General features: G+C 65.8%; 18 protein-coding genes. 6 read left to right on the forward strand and 12 right to left on the reverse strand.

The features are described from left to right. Entirely contained in the window at positions 1–1,893 is a 1,893-nt protein-coding gene (locus FSZ31_RS08135) for an XrtA/PEP-CTERM system amidotransferase (protein WP_147122870.1), read from the forward strand. Positions 1,894–1,924: 31 nt separating this feature from the next. Here the strand turns inward: FSZ31_RS08135 and truA are convergent, their stop codons facing one another. Then, complete coding sequence (gene truA, locus FSZ31_RS08140) at positions 1,925–2,665, reverse strand: tRNA pseudouridine(38-40) synthase TruA (RefSeq protein ID WP_147122871.1); 741 nt, start codon at positions 2,663–2,665, stop codon at positions 1,925–1,927. A gap of 3 nt (positions 2,666–2,668) precedes the next feature. Next, on the reverse strand, positions 2,669–3,583 hold the full coding sequence (gene fmt / locus FSZ31_RS08145) for a methionyl-tRNA formyltransferase (RefSeq protein WP_147122872.1): 915 nt from the start codon (positions 3,581–3,583) through the stop codon (positions 2,669–2,671). Positions 3,584–3,636: 53 nt separating this feature from the next. Between fmt and recR the strand changes: the two genes are divergently transcribed. Next, complete coding sequence (gene recR, locus FSZ31_RS08150; RefSeq protein WP_147122873.1) at positions 3,637–4,233, forward strand: recombination mediator RecR; 597 nt, start codon at positions 3,637–3,639, stop codon at positions 4,231–4,233. Between the two features lie 47 nt (positions 4,234–4,280). Further along, positions 4,281–4,814, forward strand: a complete 534-nt coding sequence (gene def, locus FSZ31_RS08155) for a peptide deformylase (RefSeq protein ID WP_147122874.1) — start codon at positions 4,281–4,283, stop codon at positions 4,812–4,814. A 30-nt stretch (positions 4,815–4,844) separates the two neighbouring features. On the opposite strand, the gene FSZ31_RS08160 is transcribed toward def, so the two are convergent. Continuing rightward, complete coding sequence (locus tag FSZ31_RS08160) at positions 4,845–5,231, reverse strand: DUF302 domain-containing protein (RefSeq protein WP_147122875.1); 387 nt, start codon at positions 5,229–5,231, stop codon at positions 4,845–4,847. Between the two features lie 32 nt (positions 5,232–5,263). Beyond that, positions 5,264–5,674 carry a four-helix bundle copper-binding protein gene (locus FSZ31_RS08165; protein ID WP_147122876.1) on the reverse strand — a complete coding sequence of 137 codons (411 nt, stop codon included), beginning with the start codon at positions 5,672–5,674 and terminating at the stop codon, positions 5,264–5,266. A 129-nt stretch (positions 5,675–5,803) separates the two neighbouring features. Between FSZ31_RS08165 and FSZ31_RS08170 the strand changes: the two genes are divergently transcribed. From FSZ31_RS08170 to FSZ31_RS08180, 3 genes are all read left to right on the forward strand, one after another. After that, positions 5,804–7,159 carry a DNA recombination protein RmuC gene (locus FSZ31_RS08170; RefSeq protein WP_147122877.1) on the forward strand — a complete coding sequence of 452 codons (1,356 nt, stop codon included), beginning with the start codon at positions 5,804–5,806 and terminating at the stop codon, positions 7,157–7,159. A gap of 34 nt (positions 7,160–7,193) precedes the next feature. Next, the gene (locus tag FSZ31_RS08175; RefSeq protein WP_147122878.1) at positions 7,194–7,853 is read left to right on the forward strand and encodes a hypothetical protein; all 660 of its coding nucleotides are present in this window, start codon (positions 7,194–7,196) and stop codon (positions 7,851–7,853) included. An 80-nt stretch (positions 7,854–7,933) separates the two neighbouring features. Further along, the gene (locus FSZ31_RS08180) at positions 7,934–8,761 is read left to right on the forward strand and encodes a hypothetical protein (protein WP_147122879.1); all 828 of its coding nucleotides are present in this window, start codon (positions 7,934–7,936) and stop codon (positions 8,759–8,761) included. A 24-nt stretch (positions 8,762–8,785) separates the two neighbouring features. Here the strand turns inward: FSZ31_RS08180 and FSZ31_RS08185 are convergent, their stop codons facing one another. Genes FSZ31_RS08185 through FSZ31_RS08220 form a run of 8 tightly spaced genes read right to left on the reverse strand, consistent with a single transcriptional unit; the run spans position 8,786 to position 14,755 of the window. Then, positions 8,786–9,499 carry an META domain-containing protein gene (locus FSZ31_RS08185; RefSeq protein ID WP_147122880.1) on the reverse strand — a complete coding sequence of 238 codons (714 nt, stop codon included), beginning with the start codon at positions 9,497–9,499 and terminating at the stop codon, positions 8,786–8,788. 26 nt (positions 9,500–9,525) lie between these two features. Then, positions 9,526–10,371, reverse strand: coding sequence for a TrmH family RNA methyltransferase (locus tag FSZ31_RS08190; RefSeq protein WP_236643727.1), 846 nt, complete (start codon positions 10,369–10,371; stop codon positions 9,526–9,528). 2 nt (positions 10,372–10,373) lie between these two features. Beyond that, the gene (locus FSZ31_RS08195) at positions 10,374–10,664 is read right to left on the reverse strand and encodes an HPr family phosphocarrier protein (RefSeq protein WP_147122881.1); all 291 of its coding nucleotides are present in this window, start codon (positions 10,662–10,664) and stop codon (positions 10,374–10,376) included. Beyond that, positions 10,652–11,065 carry a PTS sugar transporter subunit IIA gene (locus FSZ31_RS08200; protein ID WP_147122882.1) on the reverse strand — a complete coding sequence of 138 codons (414 nt, stop codon included), beginning with the start codon at positions 11,063–11,065 and terminating at the stop codon, positions 10,652–10,654. Before FSZ31_RS08200 ends, FSZ31_RS08195 begins: the two co-directional genes overlap by 13 nt. A 13-nt stretch (positions 11,066–11,078) precedes the next feature. Continuing rightward, complete coding sequence (gene rapZ, locus FSZ31_RS08205) at positions 11,079–12,029, reverse strand: RNase adapter RapZ (RefSeq protein WP_147122883.1); 951 nt, start codon at positions 12,027–12,029, stop codon at positions 11,079–11,081. After that, entirely contained in the window at positions 12,029–12,469 is a 441-nt protein-coding gene (locus tag FSZ31_RS08210; protein ID WP_147122884.1) for an HPr kinase/phosphorylase, read from the reverse strand. The genes rapZ and FSZ31_RS08210 overlap by 1 nt, the downstream gene beginning before the upstream one ends. Further along, the gene (locus FSZ31_RS08215) at positions 12,466–14,043 is read right to left on the reverse strand and encodes a sensor histidine kinase (RefSeq protein ID WP_236643728.1); all 1,578 of its coding nucleotides are present in this window, start codon (positions 14,041–14,043) and stop codon (positions 12,466–12,468) included. The genes FSZ31_RS08210 and FSZ31_RS08215 overlap by 4 nt, the downstream gene beginning before the upstream one ends. Further along, on the reverse strand, positions 14,036–14,755 hold the full coding sequence (locus tag FSZ31_RS08220) for a response regulator transcription factor (protein ID WP_147122886.1): 720 nt from the start codon (positions 14,753–14,755) through the stop codon (positions 14,036–14,038). Before FSZ31_RS08220 ends, FSZ31_RS08215 begins: the two co-directional genes overlap by 8 nt. Between the last annotated feature and the right edge of the window lie 60 nt (positions 14,756–14,815).

Below are 14,815 nucleotides of genomic sequence, written 5' to 3' on the forward strand. Positions count from 1 at the left end.
ATGTGCGGCATTGCGGGCATCTTCCATCTCGAGACGGCCAAGCCGGTCGATCCCGTGCGGCTCGCGCGGATGGCAACGCGCATGGCGCATCGCGGCCCCGATGGCGACGGCGTGTGGACCGCGCCCGGCGTCGGGCTGGCGCATGTTCGCCTGTCGGTGATCGACGTCGAGGGCAGCCCGCAGCCGATGGCGAGCGCCGACGGCTCGATCGTCATCAGCTACAATGGCGAGGTCTACAATTACCGCGCGCTGCGCGACGACCTGCGCGCGCTGGGCCACGAATTCCGCACCGAGGGCGATACCGAGGTGATCATCGCGGCATGGCGGCAATGGGGCCCCGATTGCCTCGCCCGGCTCGACGGCATGTTCGCCTTTGCGATCTATGACGCGGCGCTGCCCGGCCTGTTCCTCGCGCGCGACCGCATGGGGGTCAAACCGCTATATTATGTCGAACTGAGCGACGGCAGCGTCGCCTTTGCGTCCGAACTCAAGGGCCTGATGGCGCATCCGCTATTGCGCGCGCGGCCCGATCTCACCGCGATCGACGATTATCTCGCCTTCGGTTACGTCCCCGACGACACGTGCATCGTCGCTGGGGTGAAGAAGCTTCCGGCGGGGCATTTCCTCCTGCTCCGTCGCGGCCGACCGCTGCCTTCACCGCGCCAATATTGGGATGTCGATTTTTCCAACCGGACCGATGCCAGCCTCGCCGATTGCGAGGAGGAGCTGGTCGACCTGATGCGCGCCGCGGTGAAATCCCGGATGGTCTCCGACGTCCCGCTCGGCGCGTTCCTGTCGGGCGGTGTCGATTCATCGGCGGTCGTCGCGCTGATGGCCGAGGCCAGCCCGCGCGCGGTCGAAACCTGCACGATCGGCTTTGCCAGCAAGTCGCTCGACGAAAGCGATTATGCGCAGCAAATCGCGACGCGCTACGCGACCAACCACCGCCAGCGCGTTGTCGCTGCCGACGATTTCAGCCTGGTAACGCGTGTCGCCGACCATTTCGACGAGCCGTTCGCCGACGCCAGCGCGCTGCCGATGCTGCGGCTGAGCGAGCTGGCGCGCGAGCGTGTCACCGTCGCGCTGTCGGGCGACGGTGCCGACGAGGCGTTTGCGGGCTATCGCCGGCTTGTTTTCCATGCCCATGAGGAACGCGTCCGCGCGATGATCCCCGCGCCGCTGCGCCGCCATCTCGGCCCGATATCGCGTGCCTGGCCCAAGGCCGACTGGGCGCCGCGCCCGCTCCGCGCCAAGGCGACGCTGACGGGCCTGTCGATGTCGGGTGAGGAGGCCTATGCCGGGTCGGTCGGCGTCACTGGGCCCGCAGCGCGCGGCGCGCTGTTCAACGATGCGGCACGGCGCGCTCTGGGCGGTCATGTCGCCGAGGAACGCTATTGGCGCGCGATGCGCGATGCGCCCGCGCGCGACGGGCTCGACGCCGCGCAATATGCCGACATCAAGATCTGGCTGCCAGGCGACATCCTGACCAAGGTCGACCGGATGAGCATGGCCGCCAGCCTCGAGGCGCGCGAGCCGCTGCTCGACCATCGCCTCGTCGAATTTGCCGCGCGGCTGCCGGGCAAAATGCGCGTGCGTGGCGGGCAGGGCAAATACATCATGAAAAAGGCGCTCGAACGCTATCTGCCCAAGGACATCCTCTATCGCCCGAAAATGGGCTTCGTCACGCCGATCTCCGACTGGTTTCGCGGCCCGCTGGCGGAAGAGGCCGAACAACTGGCGAGCAATTCGGCGCTGGCGCGGAGCGACTGGTTCGACGTCCACGAGATCGCCCGCGTCGTCGCCGCGCACCGCAGCGGCCTCAGCGACCACGGGCGGCTGATCTGGCAGCTCGTCATGCTCGACAAGGCGCTGGTGCGCCTGTTCGGAATCTAGCTTTGGCCCTCGCCCCTTCAGGGGAGAGGGTTCAGGGGTAATCCGCACCCACAAAATACAGTCCATCGGGCGGGGCGTTGAGGCCGAGCTGGGTGCGGTCGCGCGCTTCGAGGATATTGCGCATGTCGTCTGGGGTCCACTTGCTCTGGCCGACCAGCGCGAGGCAGCCGACCATTGATCGGACCTGGTGGTGGAGGAAGCTACGCGCTTCGGCGAACACCGCGATCCGGTCGCCATCGCGGATGACATCGAGCCGGTCGAGCGTGCGCAACGGACTTTGCGCCTGGCAATGCGCCGAGCGGAAGGTGGTAAAATCGTGATGGCCGACGAGGCAGTCGGCTGCGGCCTGCATCGCGACTTCGTCGAGCGCGGGCACGACGCGCCACGCCAGCCCATGCTGCCAGGTCAGCGGCGCACGACGATTGATGATGTCATAGCGATAGCGCCGCCCGAGGCACGAAAAGCGCGCGTGCCAGTCGTCGGCGACGATCTCGCAGGCGATGATCGCGACGGGGGCAGGGCGCAGGTGCGCGTTGATCGCCTCGCCAAGGCGGAACGGCGCGAGGCGCGTGTCGATATCGCAGTGCGCGCGCATCGCGGTCGCGTGGACGCCCGCGTCGGTTCGGCCCGCCGCGTGGATGCGGACCTCTTCGCCGACGACGCGCGTGATCGCCTCTTCGATTGCCTGCTGGACGCTCGGGCCGTTGGTCTGCCGCTGCCAGCCGAAGAACGGGCGGCCGTCATATTCGATGGTCAGCGCGAACCGCGGCATCGATCAGCCTAGTCGCGTGCCGGAAGGCAGGTCGAACCCGCGCAGGAAGGCGTCGATCGGCATGCGCGGACGCCCGGCGCGCTGGATACTGGTCGGGCGAAATATGCCGCAGCCGGTCGCGATGCCGAGCCGTTCGTCGATCACCGTTCCGGGCGCGGCCGTGCTCGCCTCGCAATCCTCGGCTTCGGCGGCATGGACGCGCAGGCGTTCGCCTTCGTGGATGAACCACGCGCCGGGCGCCGGATTGAACGCGTGGACCATGCGGACGAGCTCGGCGGCGTGGAAGGCGAAATCGAGCCGCGCCTCGTCCTTGGTGATCTTGGCGGCATAGGTCGTGCCCTCGATCGGTTGCGGCACGGGCGGGAAGGCATCGATATCGGCAAGGACGCGGACCATCGCATTGGCGCCGATATTGGCGATCTCGGCGGTCAGATCGCCCGCGGTCTTGGCCAGCACCGGGGTGCGCTCGATCAGGCGGATCGCGCCGGTGTCGAGGCCTTCGTCCATCTGCATGATCGTCACGCCGGTCTCGGCATCGGCGGCAAGGATTGCGCGCTGAACCGGCGCTGCCCCGCGCCAGCGCGGCAGGATCGAGCCGTGGACGTTGAGGCAGCCGTAGATCGGCGCTTCGAGGATAGCGGGCGGCAGGATCAGGCCATAAGCGGCGACGACCGCGACATCGAGGTCGAGCGCGGCGAATTCGGCCTGCGCCGCCGACGATCGCAGCGAGTTCGGCGTGCGGACCGCGATGCCCAGTTCCTCGGCGCGCCTTTGGACCGGCGAGGGGGTCAGCTTCTTGCCGCGATTGGCCGGGCGCGGCGGCTGGCTATAGGCCGCGACGACGTCGTGCCCCGCCGCGACGAGCGCATCGAGGCTCGGTACGGCAAATTCGGGGGTTCCCATGAAGGCGATACGCATGGCGCCGCTTCAACCGCTTGTCGCCTTCTGGCGCAACCCCTAAGTCGTCAGTCATGGCCTCGAAGGAAATCGAAACGCTGACGCAAGCGCTCGCGCGGCTCCCCGGGCTCGGCCCGCGATCGGCGCGGCGCGCGGTGCTCCACCTCGTCAAGAAACGCGAAACCGTGCTCGTGCCCCTGCTCGCCGCGCTGGAGAGCGTCAGCGACAGCCTCGTCACCTGCACCAACTGCGGCAATGTCGATACGGTGAACCCGTGCGGCATCTGCGCCGATCCGCGCCGCGACGACCGCGCCTTGTGCGTCGTCGAGGACGTCGCCGACCTGTGGGCGCTCGACCGCTCGCGGTTGTTTCCCGGGCGCTACCACGTGCTCGGCGGGCGCCTGTCGGCACTCGAAGGCGTCCGGCCCGAGGATCTGACGATCGACAGCCTGGTCGCGCGCGTTGCCGGCGGCGGCGTTGACGAGGTCGTGCTGGCGATGAACGCGACGCTCGAAGGCCAGACCACCGCGCATTTCATCGCCGAACGGCTCGAAGAGCATCCCGTTCGCGTCACCCGCCTCGCGCACGGGCTGCCGGTCGGCGGCGAACTCGATTATCTCGATGAAGGCACGCTGGCGCAGGCGCTACGGGCACGACGCCCCGTTTCATGACGCTCGCCAAGGTTGAAAACGCCTGCCAGCCCGCCTAAATCGCGGCCATGGCCATACGCGAAATCATAGAGGTGCCCGACGCTCGGCTGCGCACCATTTCCAAGCCCGTCGAAGTGTTCGATGCGGACTTGAAGACGCTCACCGACGACATGCTCGAAACGATGTACGACGCGATCGGTATCGGCCTTGCCGCGATCCAGGTCGGCGTGCCGCAGCGCATCCTCGTCATCGACCTGCAGGAACCCGATCCCGAGGACGAAGAGGGCAAGCGCGTCATTCGCGATCCGCAAATCTTCATTAACCCGGTCTTTTCCGAGCAATCGGAAGAGCATACGCTCTACAATGAAGGCTGCCTCTCGGTTCCCGAACAATATGCCGAGGTGTCGCGCCCGGCCGAGGTCACGGTCGATTGGCACGATCTCGACGGCACGCCGCACAAGGAGCGTATGACCGGCTTCATGGCGACGGTGATCCAGCACGAGATGGACCATCTCGAAGGGATTCTCTTCATCGACCATCTCAGCCGGCTCAAGCGCGACATGGTGCTCAAGAAGCTGACCAAGCTGCGCAAGGCCGCCTGACGGCGCTAACCGCCGAGCGTTCGCGCTGCGTCAGAGCGCGGCGATGACCTTTTTCATCTTGTCGTGCACCGCTTGCGCCACCGGCTCGAGATCGGCGTTCTCGACCGCCTGCATCGATGCCTTCGGATCGACTGCGGCGACCTCGATCCCTGCGTCGGTGCGCTGGACGATGACGTTGCATGGCAACATCGTGCCGATCTTGTCCTCGGCCTCGAGCGCCTGGTGGGCAAGGCCCGGATTGCACGCGCCGAGGATGCGATAGTCGCGAAAATCGACGTCGAGCTTCTGTTTCATCGTTGCGCGAAGATCGATGTCGGTCAGCACGCCGAAGCCTTCGTCCTTCAGCGCGGCGGTAACCGCGGCAATGACGTCGTCGAAGGATTTGTCGGTAATGGTCTTGGCGAAATAATAGCTCATGTCATGTTCCTGTTCGGGGTAAGCGCGGGGTTTCAGGCCTTGGCGACCGCATCGTCGTGCATCATTTCCATCGCTTTCTTGCAGTCCTCGGCGCATTCGCGGCACATCTTCGCGCAACGACGGCAATGGTCGGTATCGTGCTTGTCGCATTCGGCGGCGCACGCTTCGCACGCCTTGACGCAGACCGCGAGCATCGCGCGGATGACCGAGACATTGCCACCGGTCCGACGTGACGCGACGCGATAGGTCGCTTCGCAAATGTCCGAACAGTCCGAACAGCTGCGGATGCATTGCGCCATGTCGCCGTCCTCGGCCGAACAGGCATCGGCGCAGCTGTTGCAGATCGCCGCGCAATACATCGCGTGCTTAACAGCCTTGCCGAGCTTCGGGTCTTCGTCGCCGTGAACCTGCGGGTGTTCGGAAATCATTTTTTCGATCGACATGACGCGCTCCTGTGATGGGCCTGTGACGGGTTGGTTTTGCCCTATCAGCGTTCGAAGGGGCGTTCGCGTTCCATCGCTGCCTCAGAAAGCCCTTTCCTACGATCGCCCGTTCCGGCTATGTTCCGGAGCATGGATAGCATTGTCATTATCGTCGCCCTGATCGCGCTCGCGCTTGGAGCCGTCATCGGCTGGCTGCTCGGCAATCGCGCCGCGGCGGCGGGCAAGCAGACTGCCGACTTGCTCCGCCTTCAGCTCGACGGCGTGGCGGCAGAGCGCGATGCGGCGCGTGCAGCGGCCGAGACCAGCCGCGCCGAGGCGGGGCAGGCGAAGGAACAGCTCGCCGCGCTCGCCGCCGACGCGCGCAACCACGAAAAGCAGATCGCGACGCTGATGGAGGCCAAGGAGGCATTGAGCGCGCAGTTCAGCGAGATCGGCTCGAAGATCCTGGGCGAGGCGCAAAAGGCGTTTCTCGAGCGCGCCGACCAGCGCTTCGAACAGGCCAATGAAAAGGGCGGCGAGCGCCTGTCGAAGCTGCTCGAACCGGTCAACCAGCGGCTCAAATCCTATGAGGACCAGGTTCGGAAGGTCGAAAGCGAGCGGACCGAGGCCTACGGGTCATTGAAATCGCTCATCGGCGAAATGAAGCAGGGTCAGGAGCGCGTCTCGACCGAGGCCGCGCGGCTGGTCAATTCGCTGCGCAACGCACCCAAGGCGCGCGGGCGCTGGGGCGAGCAGCAGTTGAAGAACGTGCTCGAAAGCTGTGGTTTAAGCGAACATGTCGACTTCGTCACCGAATCGAGCGTCGAGACCGAGGAAGGGCGCCTGCGTCCCGACGCGATCGTCCGCATTCCCGGCGGCAAGTCGCTGGTGATCGATGCCAAGGTGTCGTTGAACGCCTATCAGGACGCGTTCGAGGCCGACGACGATATCGGCAAGCGCGCGGCACTCAGCGCGCACTGTGCGTCGATGAAGGCGCACGTCAACGCGCTTGGTAACAAGAGCTACCAGAGCCAGTTCGACGACGCGCCCGACTATGTCATCATGTTCGTCCCCGGCGAGCATTTCCTCTCGGCGGCGCTCGAACACGACCCGCAATTGTGGGATTTCGCCTTCGACAAGAAGGTGCTGCTCGCCACCCCGACCAACCTCGTCGCGATCGCGCGTACGGTGTCGAGCGTCTGGCGACAGGAAGGCCTCGCGCGCGAGGCGCAACTGATCGGTCAGCTCGGCAAGGAAATGTACGACCGGCTGGCAACCGCCGCCGAGCATCTCAAGCGCATGGGGTCGGGCCTCAGCAGCGCGGTCGGCAACTACAACAAGTTCGTCGGCAGTTTCGAACGCAACGTCCTGTCGACCGGGCGGCGCTTCAAGGAACTCAACGTCGATACCGGCAAGCGCGAGCTTGAAGAAATTTCGGAGCTCGACGCCCTGCCGCGTTATGGCGATGCGATAGCCGAACCGGGCGTCGATGCGGCGGCCAAATAATGGCGGCTGCGGTGCAAACAAAGGTCACACTTTTATGCTGAACCCTGCGACGCGCGTGACCCTGTGCACGATGCTGGTGCTCGGCGCATGTCAGGCCGCGCCCGGCGATCAACCCGCCAACCAGGCGGTGAGCGTCGCGTCGAACGAGGGGGCGACCGGAAATTCCGCGGCACCGTCCAATGCGACCGATCGCGTCGCCGATGCGGCCGTCGGCGAACGCGGCGACGCAGCGACGGAAACGTTCGCGCCTTGGCAGTCGACTGCGATCCTGACCGCGAACGGGCTCTCGGCCGCACAGGCCGTCAGGGGGAAGCGAACTCCCATAGAATTTGGCGCGGCGCGCGCTGTCGCCGAAGCCGCGCTCGTCAGCGGCGCCGACGTCGCGGCGGTCGATCGCGGGACGATGGACGAATGCGGCGCGGGGCCGATCGACTTTACACGCTACGCCGGCGGGCTGGTGCTCCTCTACCAGGACGGCAAGTTCCTCGGCTGGTCGCTCGGCCAAAGCGATGGGCCGCGCTGGACGACGAGCGATGGCGCGCTCGGTATCGGGACCGTCCGCTCCTCGCTCGGCGATGCGCGGGTATTCGAGAGCACGCTCGGCGAGGAATTCAGCGCCGGCGGCATTTCGGGCCTGATCGACAAGGGCCGTGTCTCCGACCTATGGGCCGGATTGAGCTGCAACTTTCGATGATGCGCACGACGAACTGTATCGAGCGCCCGCGAATCTGCTAGGACTGCGATGGCGTACGCGATGAAAGGTCCCCATTTTCGATGAAGTCCGTCAATGCGATTACCCCGCTCGTCCTGCTTGCCGCACTCGCCACGGGCGGGTGCAACTTCAGTGCGACCGACGACACCGCCACCAACCAGGCGAACGCTGCCGCGCCGAACGAGGCCGCACCGATCGCCAACGAGGCCGATCCGGTCGCCAACGAGGCCGCACCAATCGGCAACGAAGCGGCCGAAATCGTTCCGCCGCCGGTCGTCGCGGCGCGGGTGATTACCGAACCGCGCGTGCCCCCGATCGATACCTGTCGCAAGACCGGGAGCTTTCCCGAATTTCGCCAACGCTTCGAAACCGCAGTGGCCGAGCGCGATTTCGCGCTGCTCGAACCGCTGATCGACTACGACCTCGAAACCGATTTCGGGGGCGGCGGGGGGATGAAGACGTTTGCCGATCACTGGCGCGGGACGTCGTGGAAGACATCGAAACTGTGGGACGAGCTCGACTCGATCATCGCGCTGGGTTGCGGCGGGAACCAGGGTGGCGGCTATTACGCGATGCCGCGCATGTTCGTCGTCGATCTCGGCGGGGTCGATCCGTTCAGCGCGCGCGTCGCGCTCGGCGAGGCGGTGCCGTTGCGCGCCAGGCCATCGGAGGGCGCCGACATCATTGCCTTGCTCGACTGGGCTTTGGTCACCGCGTCCGACTCGCAAAAGGCCGTCGATGAACAGCCGCGCTGGACCGAAGTGACCGCCGCCGATGGTACCAAGGGTTTTGTCAAAACCGACCAGCTGCGCAGCCCGATCGACTATCGCGCGGTGTTCCAGCCGCGCAAGACCGGGTGGAAAATGACCGCGTTCATCGCCGGCGACTGATCGCGCCGCCTTGCGTTGGTTCGATCAGGTAACGCGGTCGAGGACGATATTGTGGCCGCCGGTGCCCATCAGGATCATCGCGCCGTCGGCGGCGAAGCGGATCGTGACCGGCGCCCCGAGGATCGCAAAAGCTGCCTGTTCCTGCGCTTTCGCGGGTCCGGTGCACGCCATCTTGGTCGCCGCGATCGGCCCCGCCGACAGTCGCGTGCCGTCGGACGAATAGCTCGCCGAGAAACGATTGCAGCCCGCGCTGCCGCTCATTCTCGTCCCGTCGAACGCAAGGCTCGTCGCAATCGATCGATCGACGCTCGCGCCGTTGATCGACCGCATCTGCCAGCGCGTTCCGGCAAGGTCGGCAGGAGGCAGCGTTGCGCCGCCGCAGCCGGATAAGGTCGCGCCGTCGAGTTCGACCGTGACATGGTCGGCGTAGCGCTGGTCGCTCATCCCGTCACTGCACGCGCCGTGGGTGATATCGACCGTCAGCCGCTGGCCCTCATAGCGATGGCCGTTGAAGGTCGTGCGCGCACCGGGATTGGCCTCGGCAACGCGCGTTTCGCCATAGGAACCGACGTAATTGAGCCGCGTCGGGGTGATCTCGAGCGTCCAGCCCGGCTCGGTTCCGAGCGCGAGATAGGTGTCGCCGTCGGCAGCAGGAGCGGCCTCACTCCCGTTCTGCACCGTCGTGCAACCCGCCAGGGCAAGAGTGGCCAGTGCGGAAACGGCAAAAGTGCGGATCATGAATTGGAGCCCCTTGGTAACTGCGATCAGTCGTCGCGTCGCTGGTTGACGATTTCATAGGCCATCACCGCGGTGGCGACGGCGGCGTTCAGGCTGTCGGCCTTGCCGAGCATCGGCATTTTCACGAGCACGTCGCAGGCCGCCTGATAGTCCGCCGGCAGCCCTTGCGCTTCGTTGCCGACGAGCAGGAAGGTCGGCGGTTCGTAGCGCACCGCCTGGTAATCATGGTCGGTTTGCAGGCTGGTGCCCAGCAATTGGCCCGGGCCGGTGCGCAGCCAGGCGATGAAGTCGGGCCAGCGCGCCTGGACGATCTGCTGGGTGAAGATCGCGCCCATGCTCGCACGGACCGCTTCGACGCCGAACGGGTCGGTACAGTCGTCGACGAGGATCAGCCCGCCCGCGCCGACCGCATCGCCGGTGCGCAGGATGGTGCCAAGATTGCCCGGATCGCGCAGCGCCTGCGCGACAATCCAGATCTCGGCGGTGTCGCGGTCGATCTCTTCGAGCGGGGTCAGCCGGTCGGGATAAACGCCGATCAGCGTCTGCGCATTGTCCTTGCCCGACAGCTTGGTGAGGATGTCGGGGGTCGTCTCGATCAATTCGCCGCCGGCATCGGCGATCGCCGCCTCGAGCTCGACCGCGAGCGGATGATCGAGACCGCCACGGGCGTAGAACAGCATCTCTGGCAGAGCGCCGGCGTCGCGCGCCTCGGTCAGGATGCGCAGGCCCTCGGCGATGAACAAGCCTTCGCGGCGGCGGTGCTTCTTGTCGCGCAAGGATCGTACGCGTTTGACCAGCGGATTGGAAAAGCCGGTGATCAGGCGATGACCGCGCGCGTTACGATCGGCCGGAGAGCTATCGTCGTACATCATCGTCAGTCTTCGCCGAAGCTGTCCTTGACGAGGCCGACGAGCTTCATCAGCGCGACCTCGGCAGCGGCGCTGTCGTCAGCACTCTCGGTATGGATCGTGATGCTGTCGCCCTTGGCGGCGCCGAGCATCATCAGCCCCATGATCGACGTGCCGCCAACACAGGTGCCGTCCTTTTCGACCTCGACATTCACGCTGTCGGGCAGGCGCGCGACGAAGGTCACGAACTTGGCGCTGGCACGGGCGTGGAGCCCGCGATTGTTGGTGATTTCGACGGTCTCGCTCAGTCGGGACACGGCGTGTGACCCAACAGCTCGGATGCGACCGAGATATATTTGCGGCCCGCGTCCTTGGCGGCGCAGACCGCTTCGCCAACGCTCATCAGGCGCCGCGCGCCTTCGAGCCGGATCAGCATCGGCAGGTTGACCCCGGCGATGACCTCGACCCGGCCTTCCTGGAGCAGCGAGATGGCAAGATTGGACGGCGTGCCGCCGAACAGGTCGGTCAGGATGATCGCGCCGTCGCCGTCATCGACCTGCGCCACGGCATGCGCGATCTCGCGTCGCCGCCCTTCCATATTGTCGTTGGGCCCGATGCATACCGTGGCGATGCCCTGCTGCGGGCCGACGACATGCTCCATCGCGGTGACGAATTCCTCCGCCAGCCGGCCGTGCGTGACCAAGACCAGTCCAATCATGCGCGTAGGTTCGTCATAAAGGGTCGCTCGGAGGTGTCAGGTGAGAAGAGCCGGCACGCTCTGCCGTGAGGTCCTTTCGCGGTCCTCCCGGCAGGTCCCGGTGCGAAACCGTGGGCGAAAATCCTGCCTCGCGCAAGTGCGCTGCGACACGCTCGGCGACGTGGACCGACCGGTGGCGCCCCCCGGTGCAGCCGAACGCCACCGTCGTATAGCTTTTGCCCGTCTGTTCGTAGCGCGGCAGGATCGTCTCGAGCAGCGCCTCGATTTGCGAAAGGCTGGTCTCGTACGCCGGATCGTCGCGGATATAGGCGATCACCGCCGGATCCTGGCCGGTGCCCTTGCGCAACGCGTCGTCCCAATGCGGGTTGCGCAGATAGCGCACGTCGAACACCAGGTCGGCATTGCGCACCATTCCCCGGGCAAAGCCGAAGCTCATGATATTGAGCACCGTTCGCGGACCATCGCCCCGTGCAAAGCGCGAGCGGATATCGGCCTGCAGATCGTTGGTCGTCAGGTTGGTCGTGTCGATAATATGCTCGGCCCAGCGGCGCAGCGGCGCGAGCAATTCGCGCTCTCGGGCAATCCCGTCGCTCGCCGGGCGATCTTCGGCGAGGGGATGGCGGCGGCGCGTTTCCGAATAACGGCGCTCGAGCTCAGTACCAGCGCAATCGATGAACAGCGTCGAGACCGCGTAATCCTCCTGATCGTTGAGGCGCTCGATCCGTCGGACGATCGTGTTGGCGTCGAAGCCGCGCGTCCGGCTGTCGATGCCGATCGCGACCGGGCGGTCGCGCTCGTCGCGCTCGCCGCGCGGCGTGCCGAGCAGCCGGTTGAGCAGCGACAGGGGAAGGTTGTCGACGACTTCCCAGCCAAGATCCTCCAGCGCGTTGAGCGCGGTCGATTTGCCCGCGCCCGACAGGCCGGTGACGAGAAGGACGGATTTCGTATCGGGGACGCGCGCCATCACGCCATCTTAGCCATCGCGCCGTGCAAGGCCAATGCGACTTTGATGGGGGCGGACGCCTGCCCCGCATCGGTACGCAATCGCGGCACGCGGCAACGCGCAATTTCGATCGTATCGTCTTCATCGGGCATGCGCGGCGGATCGTTTTCGAGCGCGACGACGAGGGCGAGCGGGGCGTCGTCGACGTGATCCATCGTCACGATCCCAATACCCCGGACCTCGATCTTGCCCGCGATTGTCGCGGGCGGCGATACCGACACCGTGCCATCGTCGCGCGCCGCAACGATGCAGCGATCGTCGCTGACCAGCATAGCGCCGCGATCGATCAGGCGCAGCGCGAGATCGGACTTGCCCGACCCCGAAGGCCCGACGATCAGCACGCCTAGACCGTCGATCGCAACGCAGGTCGCATGGATCGTCTCGGGGGCCGCATCGGTCATGGCGACGGCGCGTCGGCGGCGGGCAGGCGAACCTCGAAGCGCGCGCCAGATGCGCCGTCGTCGCGATCGCCAACGCTGACCGATCCCTGATGCCCGGCAACGATGGCCTGGACGATCGCGAGGCCGAGGCCGCTGTGACGTGTGAATGTCTCGCCTGCCGGGCGCAGGCTGTAAAAGCGGTGGAAGATGGCGTCGCGATATTGCGCTTCGACGCCCGGGCCGTCATCCTCGACGCGAACGATGACCTCGTCGCCACTGCGTGTTGCCGATACGCGGACCACACCGCCCGGCGGAGAGAACGACAGCGCATTGTCGAGCAGATTGTCGAACACGCGTTCGAGGCGATTGTCGTCGCCCATGATGTCGGTCGATCGCTTGCGCGGCCTGGCATAGGCAATGTGCGGATGATCGGGGGTGCGGCGTGCCTCGCGCGCGCTCACCATTGCATCGATCATGCTGCCGATGTCGACGCGCTCGAAATGCGCCCGGCTGAGTTCGGCGTCCATCCGCGACGCTTCGGCAATGTCGGTTACGAGCCGGTCGAGACGGCGGCAATCGTCGCGCGCTATGGCGAGCAGTTGGACGCGCACGGCCGGATCGTCGATCGCTTCGAGTGCCTCGATCGAACTGCGCAACGACGAGATCGGATTCTTGAGTTCATGCGCAACATCGGCGGCGAAATGTTCGCCGGCGTCGATCCGTTCGCGCAGGCTGCGGGTCATGTCGCTGATCGCCCGCGCCAACAGGCCGATTTCGTCGTTGCGCCCGGGCAGGCGAGGCACCGTTACATCGCGCTCGCGGCCCCAGCGCACCCGGACTGCCGCGGTCATCAGGCGCCGTAGCGGCCGGACGATGGTTCGCGCGAGGAACAGAGAGAGAAGCACCGACGTGATCAGCGTGGCGGCGAACAAGAGGCCGAGCCACAGCCGTTCGCTGCGCACCGTGCGGGTGATGTCGCGTGCGTTGTTGGTGACCAGCAATGCCTTGCCGCTATTGGGGAGCGCCCGTGCTGCGCTGATGAACGGCGTGCGGTCGGGGGCGAGACGATAGGCCGACACGACGCGGCCCGATGTCCGGCTCCGGCCGATCTCGGGCCAGTTCGAAGCCATCGAAACGGGCTGTTCGACAACGGGGGGAGGAACCCTGGTGCCGGTCAATGAATCGACGAACCGGTCCATCGCGCGGGCGATATCCTTGCGCAGCGGTTCGGTGGCGGGATCGATAAGGCTATAGCTGGGCGCAGCCAGCGCGAAGCTGTCGACGATCAGCGTGCCGTTTGCATCGTAGATCCGCAGCCGGCTGCCGCTTGCGCCGACAAAATCGGCGAGCAACGCATCGCGTTCGGCGGGCAGAGTCTTGTCAAGCCCGGCCGCCATCAAGCGCGTTTCGCGGGCGATCTGCTCGAGCCGCGTTTCAACCAGTCGCGAACGGAAGCCTTCGAGGTAGAATATGCCACCGGCGAGAAGCGCGAGGACGAAGATGTTGACCGCAAGAATGCGCGCGGTGAGCGACAATTGCGTCGTCCATTGGAGCGCGAGTTCGCGCTCGCGGGGGGCGGTTTCGTGATCAGACATTGAACTTGTAGCCCGCGCCATAAAGCGTCTCGATCGAGTCGAATGCCGGGTCGACTTCGCGGAATTTGCGGCGCAGGCGCTTGATGTGGCTGTCGATCGTCCGGTCGTCGACATAGATGTCGTCACTATAGGCCGCATCGATCAACTGGTTGCGGCTGCGGATCACGCCGGGGCGCTGGACGAGCGCTTCGAGGACGAGGAATTCGGTGACCGTAAGCGATATCGGGTGACCGTCCCAGTTAACCTCATGGCGTGCCGGATCGATCGTCAACCGCCCGCGCGCAACCGCTGCGGGCGTGGGACTGTCGCTATTATCATCGCTCTGAGCAATCAGTTCGACACGGCGCAGGATCGCCTTGATCCGGGCGATGAGCAGCCGCGGACTGAAGGGCTTTGCGATATAATCATCGGCGCCCATCGCAAGGCCGAGCGCTTCGTCGACTTCGTCGTCCTTCGAGGTCAGGAAGATCACCGGCATCGTGCTGCGCTCACGCAGGCGGCGGAGCAGTTCGAGACCGTCCATGCGCGGCATCTTGATGTCGAAGATGGCGATGTCGGGCGGGTCGGCAATCAGGGCGGGCAGGGCTGTCTCGCCATCGCCGTAAAGCCGGGTGACGAAACCCTCGGCCTCGAGATGGAGCTTGAGCGATGTGAGGATATTGCGATCGTCGTCGACCAGCGCGATTCGGGAAGGAGTCGAAGGGGGCGTCATGCGGTGGTGCCGGGCCTCGGAATTGCGCGCCGGACAATCGTTCCGGGTGCGCCGAACTAC

This window comes from Flavisphingopyxis soli (assembly GCF_007995095.1).
In the GTDB taxonomy this organism is placed as follows: Bacteria; Pseudomonadota; Alphaproteobacteria; order Sphingomonadales; family Sphingomonadaceae; genus Flavisphingopyxis; species Flavisphingopyxis soli.

What these genes read in the sequence shown, in the direction of transcription:
- FSZ31_RS08135 (WP_147122870.1), top strand. Translation starts at nt 1, where the DNA reads ATGTGCGGCATTGCGGGCATCTTCCATCTCGAGACGGCCAAGCCGGTC.
- truA (WP_147122871.1), bottom strand. Translation starts at nt 2,665, where the DNA reads ATGCCGCGGTTCGCGCTGACCATCGAATATGACGGCCGCCCGTTCTTC.
- fmt (WP_147122872.1), bottom strand. Translation starts at nt 3,583, where the DNA reads ATGCGTATCGCCTTCATGGGAACCCCCGAATTTGCCGTACCGAGCCTC.
- recR (WP_147122873.1), top strand. Translation starts at nt 3,637, where the DNA reads ATGGCCTCGAAGGAAATCGAAACGCTGACGCAAGCGCTCGCGCGGCTC.
- def (WP_147122874.1), top strand. Translation starts at nt 4,281, where the DNA reads ATGGCCATACGCGAAATCATAGAGGTGCCCGACGCTCGGCTGCGCACC.
- FSZ31_RS08160 (WP_147122875.1), bottom strand. Translation starts at nt 5,231, where the DNA reads ATGAGCTATTATTTCGCCAAGACCATTACCGACAAATCCTTCGACGAC.
- FSZ31_RS08165 (WP_147122876.1), bottom strand. Translation starts at nt 5,674, where the DNA reads ATGTCGATCGAAAAAATGATTTCCGAACACCCGCAGGTTCACGGCGAC.
- FSZ31_RS08170 (WP_147122877.1), top strand. Translation starts at nt 5,804, where the DNA reads ATGGATAGCATTGTCATTATCGTCGCCCTGATCGCGCTCGCGCTTGGA.
- FSZ31_RS08175 (WP_147122878.1), top strand. Translation starts at nt 7,194, where the DNA reads ATGCTGAACCCTGCGACGCGCGTGACCCTGTGCACGATGCTGGTGCTC.
- FSZ31_RS08180 (WP_147122879.1), top strand. Translation starts at nt 7,934, where the DNA reads ATGAAGTCCGTCAATGCGATTACCCCGCTCGTCCTGCTTGCCGCACTC.
- FSZ31_RS08185 (WP_147122880.1), bottom strand. Translation starts at nt 9,499, where the DNA reads ATGATCCGCACTTTTGCCGTTTCCGCACTGGCCACTCTTGCCCTGGCG.
- FSZ31_RS08190 (WP_236643727.1), bottom strand. Translation starts at nt 10,371, where the DNA reads ATGATGTACGACGATAGCTCTCCGGCCGATCGTAACGCGCGCGGTCAT.
- FSZ31_RS08200 (WP_147122882.1), bottom strand. Translation starts at nt 11,065, where the DNA reads ATGATTGGACTGGTCTTGGTCACGCACGGCCGGCTGGCGGAGGAATTC.
- rapZ (WP_147122883.1), bottom strand. Translation starts at nt 12,029, where the DNA reads ATGGCGCGCGTCCCCGATACGAAATCCGTCCTTCTCGTCACCGGCCTG.
- FSZ31_RS08210 (WP_147122884.1), bottom strand. Translation starts at nt 12,469, where the DNA reads ATGACCGATGCGGCCCCCGAGACGATCCATGCGACCTGCGTTGCGATC.
- FSZ31_RS08215 (WP_236643728.1), bottom strand. Translation starts at nt 14,043, where the DNA reads ATGTCTGATCACGAAACCGCCCCCCGCGAGCGCGAACTCGCGCTCCAA.
- FSZ31_RS08220 (WP_147122886.1), bottom strand. Translation starts at nt 14,755, where the DNA reads ATGACGCCCCCTTCGACTCCTTCCCGAATCGCGCTGGTCGACGACGAT.